Annotated in this window: 16 protein-coding genes; 15 read left to right on the top strand and 1 reads right to left on the bottom strand. The window is 35.7% G+C overall.

Translation table 11 applies throughout. The features are described from left to right. The 7 genes from RTP52_RS06120 to thiI form a co-directional block, all read left to right on the top strand. Positions 1-253, top strand: a 253-nt coding sequence (locus tag RTP52_RS06120; protein WP_312369900.1) for a nucleotide exchange factor GrpE, incomplete at its 5' end; no start/stop codon positions are given. Between the two features lie 197 nt (positions 254-450). Beyond that, complete coding sequence (dnaK, locus tag RTP52_RS06115; RefSeq protein ID WP_312101515.1) at positions 451-2,313, top strand: molecular chaperone DnaK; 1,863 nt, start codon at positions 451-453, stop codon at positions 2,311-2,313. Between the two features lie 453 nt (positions 2,314-2,766). After that, positions 2,767-3,909: a molecular chaperone DnaJ gene (dnaJ, locus tag RTP52_RS06110; protein ID WP_312369898.1), complete on the top strand. Its 1,143-nt coding sequence runs from the start codon at positions 2,767-2,769 to the stop codon at positions 3,907-3,909. Between the two features lie 92 nt (positions 3,910-4,001). Next, complete coding sequence (gene prmA / locus RTP52_RS06105) at positions 4,002-5,000, top strand: 50S ribosomal protein L11 methyltransferase (RefSeq protein WP_312369896.1); 999 nt, start codon at positions 4,002-4,004, stop codon at positions 4,998-5,000. A 307-nt stretch (positions 5,001-5,307) separates the two neighbouring features. Beyond that, positions 5,308-6,051 carry a 16S rRNA (uracil(1498)-N(3))-methyltransferase gene (locus RTP52_RS06100; RefSeq protein WP_312369894.1) on the top strand — a complete coding sequence of 248 codons (744 nt, stop codon included), beginning with the start codon at positions 5,308-5,310 and terminating at the stop codon, positions 6,049-6,051. Positions 6,052-6,280: 229 nt separating this feature from the next. After that, positions 6,281-7,468: a cysteine desulfurase family protein gene (locus RTP52_RS06095; protein WP_312369892.1), complete on the top strand. Its 1,188-nt coding sequence runs from the start codon at positions 6,281-6,283 to the stop codon at positions 7,466-7,468. Between the two features lie 243 nt (positions 7,469-7,711). Next, entirely contained in the window at positions 7,712-8,887 is a 1,176-nt protein-coding gene (gene thiI, locus RTP52_RS06090; protein WP_312369889.1) for a tRNA uracil 4-sulfurtransferase ThiI, read from the top strand. A 49-nt stretch (positions 8,888-8,936) separates the two neighbouring features. On the opposite strand, the gene RTP52_RS06085 is transcribed toward thiI, so the two are convergent. Next, positions 8,937-9,170 carry an HPr family phosphocarrier protein gene (locus tag RTP52_RS06085; protein ID WP_312101525.1) on the bottom strand — a complete coding sequence of 78 codons (234 nt, stop codon included), beginning with the start codon at positions 9,168-9,170 and terminating at the stop codon, positions 8,937-8,939. Between the two features lie 257 nt (positions 9,171-9,427). Here RTP52_RS06085 and mtaB point away from each other — a divergent pair, with 257 nt between their 5' ends. From mtaB to RTP52_RS06045, 8 genes are all read left to right on the top strand, one after another. Next, the gene (gene mtaB, locus RTP52_RS06080) at positions 9,428-10,831 is read left to right on the top strand and encodes a tRNA (N(6)-L-threonylcarbamoyladenosine(37)-C(2))-methylthiotransferase MtaB (RefSeq protein WP_312369887.1); all 1,404 of its coding nucleotides are present in this window, start codon (positions 9,428-9,430) and stop codon (positions 10,829-10,831) included. 127 nt (positions 10,832-10,958) lie between these two features. Beyond that, complete coding sequence (locus RTP52_RS06075; RefSeq protein WP_012200313.1) at positions 10,959-11,225, top strand: IreB family regulatory phosphoprotein; 267 nt, start codon at positions 10,959-10,961, stop codon at positions 11,223-11,225. Positions 11,226-11,339: 114 nt separating this feature from the next. After that, complete coding sequence (gene ruvX / locus RTP52_RS06070) at positions 11,340-11,792, top strand: Holliday junction resolvase RuvX (protein WP_312101529.1); 453 nt, start codon at positions 11,340-11,342, stop codon at positions 11,790-11,792. A 40-nt stretch (positions 11,793-11,832) separates the two neighbouring features. Continuing rightward, positions 11,833-12,162, top strand: a complete 330-nt coding sequence (locus RTP52_RS06065; RefSeq protein ID WP_312101532.1) for a DUF1292 domain-containing protein — start codon at positions 11,833-11,835, stop codon at positions 12,160-12,162. Between the two features lie 546 nt (positions 12,163-12,708). Then, positions 12,709-13,188 (top strand): Fur family transcriptional regulator, encoded by a 480-nt coding sequence (locus RTP52_RS06060; protein WP_312369884.1) that lies wholly within the window; start codon positions 12,709-12,711, stop codon positions 13,186-13,188. A 115-nt stretch (positions 13,189-13,303) separates the two neighbouring features. Then, positions 13,304-15,103, top strand: a complete 1,800-nt coding sequence (locus tag RTP52_RS06055; protein WP_442913524.1) for a ribonuclease J — start codon at positions 13,304-13,306, stop codon at positions 15,101-15,103. Positions 15,104-15,128: 25 nt separating this feature from the next. Further along, complete coding sequence (locus RTP52_RS06050) at positions 15,129-15,584, top strand: hypothetical protein (RefSeq protein ID WP_312369882.1); 456 nt, start codon at positions 15,129-15,131, stop codon at positions 15,582-15,584. Between the two features lie 226 nt (positions 15,585-15,810). Beyond that, positions 15,811-16,507, top strand: a 697-nt coding sequence (locus RTP52_RS06045) for an O-methyltransferase (RefSeq protein ID WP_312369881.1), incomplete at its 3' end; no start/stop codon positions are given.

The following is a 16,507-nucleotide window of genomic DNA, read 5'->3' as shown; positions in this document are numbered from 1 at the left end:
AATAGAAGAGAAAGAAAGTGCTTTTGTTCAAGGAATTGAGAAAATCTACAAACAACTTGTTACTACATTAGAAGCTGCTGGTGTAAAGCAAATCGAAGCAGTAGGAAAGGAATTTGATCCTGATTTCCATAATGCAGTTATGCATTCAGAAGATGAGGAATACGGTGAAAACATTGTATCAGAAGAATTCCAAAAAGGATATATGTACCGTGAATCTGTGGTTAGACACAGCATGGTAAAAGTAGTAAATTAAGATAGTCCTGTAGTTTTTGAGTAAGTAATTTATTACCTTACAAAAAACTAATCAAATAACATTGAATCAAATAATATTTGATGAAAGATGATATACATTGGAATAAATAAATTGGTTATTTTATAGAACAGGAGAATGTTATTGCATTCCTTGTCCTCAATAAATAGATTTCTATAAAAAATTAGGAGGAATATATTATGGGTAAAATCATTGGTATTGATTTAGGTACAACGAACTCTTGCGTTGCTGTAATGGAAGGCGGAAAGCCAGTTGTTATTGCTAATACAGAAGGTTCTAGAACTACTCCATCCGTAGTAGCTTTTACAAAAACTGGAGAAAGAATTGTTGGTGAGCCTGCAAAACGTCAAGCTGTTACCAATTCTGATAAGACAATCTCTTCTATTAAGAGACATATGGGTACTGATTTCAGAGTATCTATTGATGACAAGAAATTCACTCCACAGGAAATTTCTGCAATGGTTCTTCAGAAATTAAAAGCGGATGCAGAAGGTTATCTTGGTGAAAAGGTAACAGAAGCTGTTATTACAGTACCTGCTTACTTTAACGATGCTCAAAGACAGGCTACTAAAGATGCGGGTAAGATTGCTGGTCTTGATGTTAAGAGAATTATTAACGAGCCAACAGCAGCAGCACTTGCTTACGGTCTTGATAACGAGCATGAGCAGAAAATCATGGTATACGACTTAGGTGGTGGTACTTTTGACGTTTCTATCATTGAAATCGGTGATGGCGTTATCGAAGTTCTTGCAACTTCCGGTGATAACAGACTTGGTGGTGATGACTTCGATGAAAGAGTAACACGTTACTTTATAGATGAGTTTAAGAAGGCAGAAGGTGTTGACCTATCTACTGATAAGATGGCACTTCAAAGATTAAGAGAAGCTGCTGAAAAAGCTAAGAAAGAGTTATCTTCAGCTACAACAACAAACATCAACCTTCCATTCATCACAGCAACAAGTGAAGGACCAAAGCATTTTGACCTTAACTTAACTCGTGCTAAATTTGATGAATTAACTCATGATTTAGTAGAAAGAACAGCAATCCCTGTTCAGAACGCATTAAAAGATGCTGGATTAGCTCCATCTGAACTTAGCAAGGTACTATTAGTAGGTGGTTCTACACGTATTCCTGCTGTTCAGGATAAGGTGAAACAATTAACAGGACACGAGCCAAGTAAGAGCTTAAACCCAGATGAATGTGTTGCTATCGGTGCAAGTGTTCAGGGTGGAAAATTAGCTGGTGATACTGGTGCAGGCGATATCTTACTTCTTGACGTAACTCCACTTTCACTTTCTATCGAGACAATGGGTGGTATTGCAACAAGATTAATTGAAAGAAATACAACAATTCCTTCAAAGAAGAGCCAAATCTTCTCAACAGCTGCAGATAATCAAACAGCAGTAGATATCAACGTGGTACAGGGTGAAAGACAATTTGCGAAAGACAACAAGAGTCTTGGACAATTCCGTCTTGATGGAATTCCACCAGCAAGAAGAGGTATTCCACAGATCGAAGTTACATTCGATATCGATGCAAATGGTATCGTAAATGTATCTGCAAAGGATCTTGGAACTGGAAAAGAGCAGCACATCACAATAACTGCTGGTTCTAACATGTCTGACAACGATATCGAGAAGGCAGTAAAAGAGGCAGCTGAATACGAAGCTCAAGATAAGAAGCGTAAAGAAGCAGTTGATACTAGAAATGATGCAGATTCTATCGTATTCCAGACAGAAAAAGCATTAAGTGAAGTTGGTGATAAAGTAAGTGCTGACGAAAAGGCTGCTGTGGAAGCTGACTTAAATCACTTAAAGGATTTAGTTGCAAAAGCAAATCCAGAAGTTATGTCAGAAGGCGAAGTTGAAGACATGAAGGCTGCAAAGGAGAAGTTAATGAATAGTGCTCAGGCATTATTTGCAAAACTTTATGAAAGTGCACAAGGTGCAGCAGGTGCAGGCCCTGATATGTCTGGAGCTGGCCCTCAGGGTGACACTTATGCAGGCGATGATGTAGTTGATGGAGATTATAGAGAAGTATAATTGAGCAAAAAGCGCTCGTAGAGCGCTTTTCGCAACCCCTAAGTGTGAAATTTGGAGCAAAAAGCACTTGAGAGCGCTTTTCGCAACCCTAAATGTGGTGTTAATTTGGAGCAAAAAGCACTTGAAAGCGCTTTTCGCAACCCCTAAATGTGGTGTTTTCCTACTACAATTGGGAGTAAAAAGTACTTGATAAAAAAGGGTTGATTCTTTTCTGTAATTTCGTTATAATATTTTATTCAGGCGAGGAATTGTGCTTAAGGTCCTTGTGAAGATGCTAAGCTGTCTTATGGTTACTGGCGGTAATCGTAGGACAGCTATTTGCGAATACATGTATAATTGTGACGGGAGGTCACTTATCAAAATTTTTGTAAAAATACTAGCGGACCAATGGCTTAATGTTATGAAAAGTCGGAGGCGCTTGTTGTTGGATAATGTGAATGTTGGAGGATAGTTATGGCAGATAAGAGAGATTATTACGAGGTGCTTGGGATTTCAAAGAGTGCATCGGACGATGAAATCAAAAAAGCTTATCGTAAACTTGCAAAGCAGTATCATCCGGATGCAAATCCAGGGGATCAGACTGCGGAAGCAAAGTTTAAGGAGGCTTCCGAGGCATATGCTGTCTTAAGTGACCAGGAGAAAAAGAGACAATATGATCAGTTTGGTCATGCTGCTTTTGAACAGGGTGGCGGCGGAGCTGGCGGTTTTGATTTTAATATGGGTGATATGGGAGATATCTTTGGTGATATCTTCGGAGACATCTTTGGTGGGGGAAGAAGAACTCGTACCAGCAATGGTCCAATGAATGGAGCAAACCTACGTACTGCCATTCGTATCACCTTTGAAGAAGCAGTGTTTGGCTGTGAAAAGGAACTCGAGCTATCACTAAAAGATGAATGTGAAATTTGTCATGGTTCTGGTGCAAAAACTGGTAGTTCAGCGGAAACATGTCATAAGTGTAATGGTAAAGGACAGGTAACCTTTACTCAGCAGTCCTTATTTGGTATGGTCCGTAACGTTCAAACCTGCCCGGATTGTCGTGGTACTGGTAAGATTATCAAAGAAAAATGTCCAGATTGCTATGGTAGCGGTTATATCAGCCGTAAAAAGAAAATTCAAGTTTCTGTTCCTGCTGGTATTGACAATGGCCAGAGTATCCGTATTCGTGGTAAAGGAGAACCTGGTACGAACGGTGGCGAACGTGGTGACTTATTAGTTGAAGTAAATGTTAGTAGACATCCAATCTTCCAGAGACAGGACTACGATATCTATTCAACAGCACCAATGACATTTACACAGGCAGCACTTGGTGGAGATGTAAGAATCAGCACCGTAGATGGCGATGTCTTATATGAAGTAAAACCAGGAACTCAAACAGATACGAAAGTACGTCTTCGTGGAAAAGGTGTTCCGACCTTACGAAACAAAGATGTTCGTGGGGATCACTATGTAACGTTAGTTGTACAAGTTCCAACAAAATTAAATAATGAGCAAAAAGACTTATTAAAGAAATTTGAAGAATCCGTATCTGGTAAAAAACCAGAGGATACTACTGAGGATTCAAAAGAAAAGAAAAAGAAATTTTTCGGAAAATAAGGAACAAAAATAGAGCGTAACCCTCCAGTATATTAAGGTATGAGACAGTATGTTTTGTACCTTAGGGAAGGCATGCTACCAGGAGGATTTACATGAAATGGAAAAAATTATCGTTGGAAACAACGACGGAAGCGGTAGATTTAGTCTGCGATATGCTTCTATCTCTTGGAATTGAAGGAATTGAAGTTGTAGATAAGGTGCCGATTACCGAAGAAGAGAAGAAAAGGATGTTTATCGATATTCTTCCTGAATTAGGTGAAGATGACGGTATTGCTACTATTAATTTTTACTTGGAGAACGAGGAAGATTTACCTTCTCTCAATGTTTCAATTCAGGAAGGGTTAGAGGAACTACGTGACTTTGTTGAGGTTGGTAGTGGGAAGCTCTCTTTATCAGAAACGGAAGATAAGGATTGGATAAACAATTGGAAAGAATTTTTTAAACCATTTCGTGTGGATGATACCATTGTAATTAAACCAACTTGGGAAAAACTAGAGGAACGTAAGGAAACGGACTTAGTTATTGAGATTGATCCTGGAACCGCTTTTGGAACAGGAGCCCATGAGACAACCAAGTTATGTATTCTTAATATAAAAAAATACATGCAGCCTGGTGCTACTTTATTAGATGTTGGATGTGGTAGTGGTATCCTTACCATAATAGGTAGAAAGCTGGGAGCAAAAACAGCAGTTGCAATTGATATCGATGAAAATGCAGTAACTGCATCCAAGGAAAATTGTGACGTAAATCAGTTAGAAGCTGTATTATGTCAATCCTCTAATACCGCAACAAGAACAGAAGGCAGAATAGAACTATTCGATGGTAATGTTATTGATGACAGAGAGCTACGTGAGCGCATTGGTCTTAATAGCTATGATTTTGTGGTTGCAAACATTTTAGCCGACATTATCATACCTTTATCAGCTGTGGTAGGCGAATTTATGAAACCAGGAGCTTATTTTATCAGTTCTGGTATCATTGATATGAAAGCAGAAGAAGTAAAAGAAGCTATTATAAAAAATGGATTTATCATAGAAGAAATTACTACCATGGGAGACTGGACTTCTATAGTAGCGAAGAAACCAGAGTAAACAAGAAAAAGCACGCTTCGCGAATTTTTTTGTAATAAATAAAAATGTGGGTAGAAACGTAATCGTTTCATTCCCACTTTTTTTATGTATAGCATTCTTTTTTGTTACGTGTTATAATGTCGTATGAAAAAAGACCTATTATAAAAAAAGATCTATTCTAAAAAAGATCTATAAAAAAACTATTAAAAAGATCTATAATAAAAAGATTTATTATAAAAAAAGACTTATTATAAAAAGTTTATTACAAAAAAGACCTATGATAATAGAAAATTGATTCTTGCATGTGATTTTGCAGATGGGAGAGTAAATGCAACGATTTTATATTGAATCAACTAACATTTCCGATACAACAATCCGCATCGATGGTGCGGATGTAAATCATATAAAAAATGTTCTTCGTATGAAAATAGGGGAAAAATTAATCGCTTGTGATGGACAAGGTAACGATTATTGTTGTATAATAGCAGAGTTTGAAAAAGATAATATTATATTGTCTATAACTGAGCGTAAAAAAACAGACACTGAGTTACCTGCGAAATTAATCTTGTTTCAAGGGTTACCGAAAAAAGATAAAATGGAATTGATTGTTCAAAAAGCCGTAGAACTTGGTGCTTATGAAATTGTTCCAGTCATGATGAAACGAACGATCGTAAAATTAGAAGATAAGAAAAAGGAACAAAAAAAGCTTGAGCGTTGGCAGGCGATAGCAGAAGGTGCAGCAAAGCAATCGGGTAGAGGTTTTATTCCTAGAGTTCATGAGATAGTTTCGTATCAAGATGCAATCAAAATGGCTTCCGAATGCGATATGTCAATTCTACCTTACGAGTGTGCTAGTGGTATTAAGGAGACGAGAGAGTTAATCAATCAATCCAAAGGGAAAACTTCAATTGGCGTTATGATAGGACCAGAAGGCGGTTTTGAAGAGGAAGAGATTGATTTAGCTAAGGAACATGGAATTACTCCGGTTACACTTGGAAAACGAATACTACGTACGGAAACTGCTGGTTTAGCAATGCTTTCTTATTTCATGCTAACACTGGAAGAAGAATAATTTTAATACATTTGAAGAAAAATTAAGGTTTCAATACATTTGAAAGACTAAGCATAGTTTTAATACATTTAAAGGACATAAAATGATTTGATTGATTTGAATAGTTTTTGGATCCTTTTTTATGGCGTAAAACCCCAGCTTAGTGTAATATAAAAAACAAAATTTTTTACACGTATATTTGTGCCTGCAGCCCAAAGTTTGCAGGCTTATGGAAAGGCATGGTTTTATAATGATAGCTTATTTAGATAATGCCGCTACAACTAAAGTATCGGAATCAGTGCGTGATATCATGGTGGATGCACTTTACGTTAACTTTGGTAACCCTTCCTCAATGCATCGGAAGGGTATGGAAGCGGAACGATATATCAAAGATGCGAAGGAGTCAATTGCAAGGCTTCTTAAGGTGGAGCCAAAGGAGATTGTCTTTACCTCTGGAGGTACAGAATCCAATAATATGGCTTTAATCGGTACTGCACTTGCGTATCAACGTTCTGGAAAACATATTATTACAACACAATTTGAACATCCATCCGTGCACAATCCTTTAATAGCACTTGAAGATTTTGGATTCCGTATCAGTTATGTACCTGTAGATAAAAACGGTAAGGTTATTGAGGAAGCGTTATTAAATGAGATCTGTGATGATACTACTTTAGTGTCCATTATGTATGTAAATAACGAGGTTGGTGCTATTCAGGATATTGCAAGATTATCTAAGCTTGTGAAAGAGAAAAAGCCAGATGTTTTATTTCATACCGATGCAATCCAAAGTTTTGGAAAGCTTAAGATTTTTCCAAAGAAAGAAGGCATTGATTTAATGTCTGTAAGCGGGCATAAGTTCCACGGACCAAAAGGTGCTGGATTTTTATATATCAAAGATAAAGTTAAGGTAAAACCAATCATTCATGGTGGTGGACAGCAAAAAGGTTATCGTTCTGGTACTGAAAATGTTCCTGCAATCGCTGGTCTTTATCAAGCGATAAGTGAAATTTATGAGAACCATGATGAAAAAATCAATCATCTTTATAACTTGAAGACTCATATGATCGAAGGACTGCAACAGATACCAGAAGTGGTCGTTAACGCGGTATTTAAAGAACAAGAAGACATATCCTTATCAGAAAGAGTACATTTAACTGCTCCGCATGTCGTGAGTGCAAGTTTTCCAGGCATCCGTAGTGAAGTATTATTGCATGCACTTGAAGATAGAGAAATCTATGTTTCTTCTGGTTCCGCATGTGCTTCGAATCATCCAAGCTTATCTGGTTCTTTAATGGCAATTGGTGTAGAAAAAAGCTTATTAGACTCTACACTCAGATTTAGCTTTTCTGTTAACACTAAGATGGATGAGATTGATTATACCTTGGAGGTACTAAATGAAATAGTACCTATGTTACGTCGATATACCAGAAAATAATAGAGGACAACAGTACACGGAAGTTTGTACCTGTGTAATACTCGAAACAAACTTCCAGATTTTTGTGCAGTCAAGTTTTCAAGAGTGAAAATATAAGCCAATGTCGCACAGAAAAAAGAAAATCCAATTTTCATACAGTGAATGTAAAAACTAATTTTCACATAGAGAATAGTTTTATAATTCACTATACAAATATTGCGCCGCCACCCAAAATTGCGGGATGGTGGAAGAATGGAGAATTTTATGTATAAAGCATTTTTAATAAAGTACGCAGAGATTGGTCTAAAAGGTAAAAATCGTCATGTATTCGAGAACGCCCTTAAAGACCAGATTCGTTTTAACTTAAATAAACTAGGAGAGTATGCAGTATCCAGGGAACAAGGACGTGTTTTTGTTGAATGTCCAGATGATTTCGATTACGATGAAACCGTTGCGGCATTACAAAGAGTATTTGGTATTACAGGAATAAGTCCAGTTGTCGTAATTGAGTCAACCGATTGGGAAAACATTAAACAAGAAGTTGGTGATTATGTAGAGAAATTCTATGGCCGTAAACCTTTTACGTTTAAAGTAGAGGCGAAACGTGGTAACAAGCAGTATCCAATTCAATCACCTGAGATTTGTTCTAAGATGGGTGCGTATTTGTTAAACCGCTTTCCAGAACTATCTGTTGATGTTCACACACCACAAGAATATATTACCGTGGAAGTTCGTAACAAAGCTTATGTATATTCTAACACCTTAAAGGGCCCAGGTGGTATGCCAGTAGGTACAGGTGGAAGAGCAATGTTATTATTATCTGGTGGTATTGATAGCCCGGTTGCTGGATATATGATTTCAAAGCGTGGTGTAACAATAGAAGCAACTTATTTTCATGCACCTCCTTATACCAGTGAGCGTGCGAAGCAAAAGGTAGTTGATTTAGCTAAGATAATATCTGCATACACAGGACCAATTAAGCTTCATGTCGTGAACTTTACAGATATTCAGTTATATATATATGAGAAGTGCCCTCATGAAGAATTAACGATTATAATGCGCCGCTATATGATGAAAATAGCTGAAAAAATTGCAAATCGCGATAAATGCATTGGTTTAATTACAGGAGAAAGTATTGGCCAGGTAGCAAGCCAGACTATGCATTCCCTAGCTGCAACAAATGCAGTTTGTACAATGCCAGTATATCGTCCGCTAATCGGTATGGATAAGCAGGAGATCATTGATATCTCAGAACGAATTGGAACTTTTGAAACATCAGTATTGCCTTATGAAGATTGCTGTACAATTTTCGTGGCAAAACATCCAGTAACAAGACCAATATTATCCGTAATAGAAAAGAATGAGCTTAATCTATCAGAAAAAATAGATGAAATGGTAAAGACAGCGATTGATACAAGAGAAATTATTACTGTAAAGTAATAAAAAAACAGTTGTTATCTTCTGATAACAACTGTTTGATTATGTTTTACTACTCAACGATGTATTGCTGTAAAATTGCTAAAATATCATCCATGTTACCATCGCCATGGATATTAAGTTCGATTGGCTTAGATAAATCTAAACTGAATATACCCATAATAGATTTTGCATCGATAACATATCTTCCGGATACTAAATCAAAATCGGAATCGAATTTAGTAACATCGTTTACAAAGGACTTAACCTTATCAATTGAATTTAATGAAATCTTTACTGTTTTCATGAGAAATTCCTCCTTAATGATGTTGATGTATTATTCAAGTCCATAGCGGAAACTGTAAACCCCGCAGGATACTATGAATTTATGGTACCTTATTTCCAAAATATCTGGAATACACAGGAAACCTATCTCACTAATATACTACATTTAACCTAATTAAATGTCAATATACAAAGTGTAGAAAAAAGGACATAATATTTTATGATAATTTTCGGTTTATTTTTTGATAAGCCTGAATATAGAAAGGATTGTAGCTACAAATGCAAGAAATTGATCAAACGAGTAATACCAACAAAACTAATATGAATAATGTGACTGGTAAAAAGGTAGCTTTCTTAACGCTTGGCTGTAAGGTAAATTCCTATGAAACAGAAGCTATGCAGCAACTCTTTTTAGATGCTGGTGCTACGATAGTAGAGTTTGAAGAACAATCGGATATTTACGTTGTAAATACCTGCACAGTTACGAATATTGCGGATAGAAAATCCCGTCAAATGCTTCATAAAGCGAAAAAGAATAATCCAGACTCCATAGTAATTGCGGTTGGTTGCTATGTACAGGCAGCAAAAGAAGCTTTGCTTGAGGATGATACCGTTGACTTAGTGATTGGAAATAATAAAAAGAACGAAATTGTTTTCTTGGTAGATGAATATTATGATAATCAAAGCAATTATGCTGTCATAGATATTGATAAGGATTTTGAATACGAGGAATTAGCCATAGCAGCTGTGACAGAAAAAACAAGAGCATATATTAAAATTCAAGATGGTTGTAATCAATTCTGTAGTTACTGTATTATTCCTTATGCTCGTGGCAGAATTAGAAGTAGAAGTGAAGAAGAAATCAAAAAAGAAGTGATACGTCTTGTAGAAAATGGATATCAAGAAATAGTCTTAACTGGAATCCATTTATCTTCTTATGGACTAGAGACACTTTCAGTAAAAGAGCAAGCAGCTTTACTTCCTGAGAATGGCATTTCACCTTTAATGACACTTGTTTTAAGCTTAAGTGAAATAGAAGGTCTTAATAGAATTCGTTTAAGTTCTTTAGAACCAAGAATAATCACCGAAGAATTTGTTAAAACTCTTGCTAGTAAATCAAAATTATGCCCTCACTTTCATTTATCCCTCCAAAGTGGTTGTAAAGAAACATTAGCAAGAATGAATCGTAAATATACTCCTGATGATTATTACAAACGTTGTGAGATTATTCGAAAGTATTATGAAAATGCGGCAATTACTACAGATGTAATCGTTGGATTCCCTGGGGAAACAGAGGAAGAGTTTGAAGAAACAAAAGCATTCCTTGAAAAAGTTCAATTTTCTCAGATGCATATTTTTAAGTATTCCAAGAGAAAAGGTACGAAAGCAGAAGCAATGCCAAACCAAGTGCCAGAACAAATAAAATCTAAGCGTAGTGAAATTTTATTTGATTCAGAGAAAAAGATGAGAACAAAATATTTAGATTCTTTTATCGAAACCAAGGAAATAGTTTTGACAGAAGAAGAAACGATGATAGAGGATACATTGTATATGATTGGTCATACTACTCGTTATGTGAAAGTTGCTATTCCTGCATCAGACTTAAAAAGTAATGAGTTAGTAAACGTCCGAATTACGGGGTATTTGAACGAAGATGTTTTGCTTTCAGAAATAATAGATTGAAATTTCCGAACATTTGTATTATGATATTAGTAAGTTGCAAAAAGATGAACGGTCCAATATGGAATTGTATTATTCGGATATCGAGGTTTGTTAAATGATTACCGTTGACTGGGAAGGGCGTGATGAGATGCAGGAGATAAACAATACACAATATTTTAGAGTTCAGAAACAACCAGAAATCGTGGTGAAGGATGTTATTGACATCGTGTATCTCGCTTTAACTGAGAAGGGATATAATCCGGTAAATCAGATTGTGGGATATATCATGTCCGGAGATCCGACCTATATTACAAACCACAGAAATGCCAGAAGTTTGATTATGAAAGTCGAACGTGATGAAATTTTAGAGGAATTAATGCATTATTACATTGATAATCATTTAAAAAGAAGATAAGGATATGGAATTAATTCAAGATGAACCTGCAAACGGTCTCACTTGTCATAATTAATAGGAAAGTGGCAATCGCGCTGCTTTTCTATTAATGTAAGATTTCAGAGGTTAAAGCTAATGAGAATAATGGGTTTGGATTATGGCTCTGTGACGGTAGGTGTGGCTATCAGTGATAGTTTAAAACTTACAGCACAGGGTATTGAAGTGATACGTAGAAAGTCAGAGACTAAACTACGTCAGACTCTAGCACGAATTGAAGAATTAATAAAAGAATATGAAGTAGAAGAAATTGTACTCGGGTATCCGAAGAATATGAACAATACCATAGGTGAACGTGCTGAAAAATCAGAAGAATTTGCAGAGCATCTTCGACGTAGGACAGGACTTAATGTAGTGTTATGGGACGAGCGCTTAACGACGGTTGCAGCTCATCAGGTACTAAATGCTGGTGAAGTCAGTCTTAAAAAGAAGATGGAGGTAGTAGATAAACTTGCAGCAGTATTTATATTACAAGGTTATTTAGACTACTTATCGAATAAAAAGAAATTAAATTTAACAGATTCACTATAAAATTTCTTTTGCTTATAAATCATTGACAGAAAAGGTTTTCATGGATTGTAAGCAAAGTAATAATTCTAGTGAATATATTGTAAGAGAGGGAATTTTAATGGAAGATAATAGAAAAGTAAGCTTCTTTACCGAGGACGATGAGGAAGTAATCTTTTATGTGCTTGAACAAACAAAACTAAATGGTACAGAGTACTTATTAGTAACAGAGGATATGGATGCAGAAGAAGCAGATGCCTACATTCTTAAAGATGTATCATCAGAAGAAAGTTCCGATGCAGTTTATGATATGGTGGAAGACGATAACGAATTAGAAGCAATCGCAGCTGTATTTGAGGAATTATTAGAGGATACAGATATAATAACAGAATAATTTAATACCACGTAATGGCAATGATGTTATGATTAAGTAACGTAAGCGGATTGCGAATATCCGCTTTGACATACTTTATATTAGAAGAGAAAGTTTGAAATTAGGTAGTAGCTACCTTTATTTGTTATGCTTTTAACTTGTAGGTAATTTCAAAGTAATTTTTATAAATTAAAAACAGACGTTTAAATTAGCAATTTCTCGAAATGCTTTATAGGAACTTCCAATGATAGTTTGGATGGTTGAAATAATAAAAGCAAATGGTATCATCATAAAAATTTACTACAAACTGGAATATAATGTCATTATTATGATATTTTTCACGATATAAACAAATTGACAAATATTATAAAATCGTGTTTTATAAGTATACAGGTGCTTGGACAATATTGGAAGGTTCAAATAGTTGAAAAAATGCGATAATATAAGTAAAAAAAACATATAGATAAACGGAAAGTGAAACTTTAATAATATATAAAATCGTAACGATAGAATGAAATTCACGTAAGCAAACGTAACATGGAATGAGCAAGAGAAGTAGGTGATGGAATGACAGATATGCAGGAAAACTTTAAATCCTTACTCAAAGAAAATGGGTTAAAGGTAACAACACAACGTATCGCAATCCTAGAGGTGTTAAGTAATCGACCGGATGAACACCTTACAGCTGAGGATATCTATGATTGTGTCAGAAATATGTATCCTGATATTGGGTTAGCCACAGTTTATCGTACCATACAGGTATTATCAGAATTAAAGCTAATTGATAAACTTAATTTGAATGATGGATATGTGAGGTATGAAATCGGTAAAGGCAGTAAGGAGAATTCTGTTCACCACCATCATCATCTAATTTGTGTGAATTGTGGGCAAGTATTTACATTTCAAGATGATTTATTAGAGAATTTGGAGCAAAAAATAGAAGCTACCATGGATTTTCAAGTTTTAAATCACGAGGTAAAGTTATTTGGTATTTGCAGTGCTTGTAAATGTTTTACAGAGAGAGATGCAAACAATCAAGAGGAATAAAAACGTCCACTTCCAAACGTTTGCCCGACGAAATTACATATAAAATTTTGGAGGTGCAATTTTGAAAGGAAAAGAAAATAGTAAAGAAAACAACATTGAAAGCAAAAATAACCAGATGGAACCAGGAGGTGCCAATCGCAGAAACGCAAATTCGGATCGAAACAATCGTATGAGAAGAAAGCCAAGACCTTTTAAGGTAGAGCGTGCTGCGAATAATAATAAGGTTGAATTAACCGTTCCGGTTGAAACACCAGAACCAGATGCGAAACCAGCGGTAAAGATTATACCACTTGGTGGTTTAGGGCAAATTGGTATGAATATTACTGCATTTGAATATCAGGATAGTATTATAGTTGTTGACTGTGGATTAGCATTCCCAGAAGATGAGATGCTCGGAATTGACTTAGTAATCCCTGATATTACTTACCTAAAAGATAATATTCAAAAGGTAAAAGGATTTGTTATCACTCATGGTCATGAGGATCATATTGGTTCCCTACCTTATGTAATCAAAGACATTAATGTTCCAATCTATGCAACAAAACTTACTTTGGGAATCATTGAGAATAAGTTAAAAGAACATAACTTATTAAAATCTACAAAACGTAAAGTAATCAAGTATGGACAATCCATAAACTTAGGATGTTTCCGTATCGAATTTATTCGAACCAATCATAGTATTGCAGATGCAGCTGCATTAGCAATCTATTCACCAGCAGGTATCATTGTTCATACCGGTGACTTTAAAGTGGACTATACACCGGTATTTGGAGAGACCATAGATTTACAGAAATTTGGTGAGCTTGGTAAAAAAGGTGTGCTTGCACTTATGTGCGATAGTACCAACGTAATGCGTCCAGGATATACTATGTCAGAACGTACCGTTGGGAAAACCTTTGATAATATATTTGCAGAGAATTTAAAACATCGTATCATAGTTGCGACCTTTGCATCCAATGTAGACCGTGTCCAACAGATTATTAACTCTGCAGTGAAATTTAACCGTAAGGTTGTAATTGAAGGTAGAAGTATGGTGAATATCATATCTACTGCCACAGAACTTGGATATATTTCAGTTCCAGACAATGTTTTGATTGACATTGAACAGATGAAGAACTACACTGATGAGCAGTTAGTATTAATTACTACTGGCAGTCAGGGTGAGGCAATGGCAGCGTTATCTCGTATGGCAGCTTCCATTCATCGTAAGATTTCGATTACTCCTGGAGATACTGTTATTTTTAGTTCAACTCCAATTCCGGGTAATGAGAAAAATGTCTCCAAGATTATCAATGAACTTTCCATGAAGGGTGCAAAGGTAATCTTTCAAGATACTCACGTATCAGGTCATGCTTGTCAGGAAGAGATTAAACTTATTTATGCTTTAACAAAACCGAAATTTGCGGTTCCAGTTCACGGTGAATTCCGTCATTTAAAATGTCATGCAGAATTGGCTCAAGATATGGGCGTAAAGAAAGATAATGTAGTTCTTTTAACATCTGGTGATGTATTATCTTTATCTGAAGATAGAGCGAAGATTGTAGATCATATCCCATCACAAGGCATCTTAGTGGATGGACTTGGTGTAGGCGATGTAGGTAATATTGTTCTTCGTGACAGACAACATTTATCAGAAAATGGTCTTATTATTGTTGTTGTAACTCTTGAAAAATTCAGTAATCAAGTGTTATCCGGACCAGATATCGTTTCGAGAGGTTTTGTATACGTCAGAGAGTCTGAGAATCTGATGGAAGAGGCGAGAACTGTAGTCAACGATGCACTTGATAAATGTCTGAATAAAAATATGACAGACTGGGGCAAGATTAAAAACGAAATAAAAGATTCTCTTAGCGACTACTTATGGAAGAAGATGAAGAGAAATCCGATGATTCTTCCAATCATCATGGAAGTATAGTTAGAGAGAGGCTTGGAGGCATAAGATGGCGAAATCCGATAGTACCAAAGTTGCATTAAAAATCACTAGTGCAGTACTTCGAGTATTCTTAAATATCTTATTTTATATTGCGATTATATTAGTCTTAATTCAGGCTGTAAAAATCACTTATAATTTTTCTTATCAGCTATTTGGTTCTGTATCTGTTGAGGCAGAGCCAGGAATCGATACAGAATTTCAGATTGCAAAAGGTGAGTCTACTATGGATGTCGCTAGAAAACTAGAAGCTGGTAATATCATAGTCAATAAGTATTCGTTCTACTTAAAGACTAAATTTAAAGAGTATAACATCTATCCTGGTACCTTTATTTTAAATACGTCTATGGATTATGATGAAATATTAGATGTTATTACAGATTATAACAATTCGATAGTGAAAGAAGAGGAAGAAGGGAAAAAAGAGGATAAAAAAACTTCTCCAAAAAGCAACGTAATACCGTAATTAGTATCGAAACAAGATAGAAGAACATGGTATACTATTTTATAGTAGGAATTGAAATATCTATCGTCTTGAATATTAGGGCTACCGTAGCCGTTGTTGAAATGTTTCTCCTTTCAAGCGGCTACGGATAGTCCTTTTTTATTGGTGACAAGGAAAAAGGACTCTATTTCAACATAGGAGTAATAGAAATAATAAGTTTTTATCGTTACATGGATGGAGGAAAGTCATGAAAATCGTGGACGAACATATTACCGCGTATATTAATTCGCTGGAATTAGAATTGCCACAGTATTTAAGTACATTAGAAAAAGAAGCATTAGAAAATGCAGTGCCTATCATTCGAAAAGAAGCACAAGCGGTACTAAAATTTTTTTTGGATATGAAGCAACCAAAGCAAATACTTGAAGTAGGTACTGCGGTTGGATTCTCTTGTTCTTTGCTAAGTGAATATATGCCTGAGGATTGTCATATTACTACCATAGAAAAGGTACCAATGAGAATTGTGGAAGCGAAGAAAAATTTGTCGAAAGCAAGAAGAGCTTCGGATATTTCACTTGTTATGGGCGACGCAATTGATGCTCTGAAAGTTTTAAATAGAACGGATACTTCGAAAGACGTATCACTTTTTAACCCTTCTGGAAATAAGAAAGAGTTAAGTGAGCTTGCAGACTGTTACGATTTTATCTTTATGGATGCTGCAAAAGGACAATACATGAATTTTCTTCCTGAGATTATGAAATTACTTCCGGTTGGCGGATTATTTATAACGGATAATGTTCTTCAGGAAGGTAGTATTGCAAAATCAAAGTATAGCATCACGAGAAGGGATCGAACGATTCATACAAGAATGCGTGAGTACTTATATGAATTAACTCATAGGGATGATTTAACAACGATGATTCTGCCGGTTGGGGATGGAATGG

Origin of the sequence: Lachnoclostridium sp., from assembly GCF_031997925.1 — a bacterium.
Taxonomy (GTDB): domain Bacteria; phylum Bacillota; class Clostridia; order Lachnospirales; family Lachnospiraceae; genus Lachnoclostridium.
The sequence above is the reverse complement of the archived record's forward strand: the minus strand, read 5'-3'. Positions and strand labels throughout refer to the sequence as shown.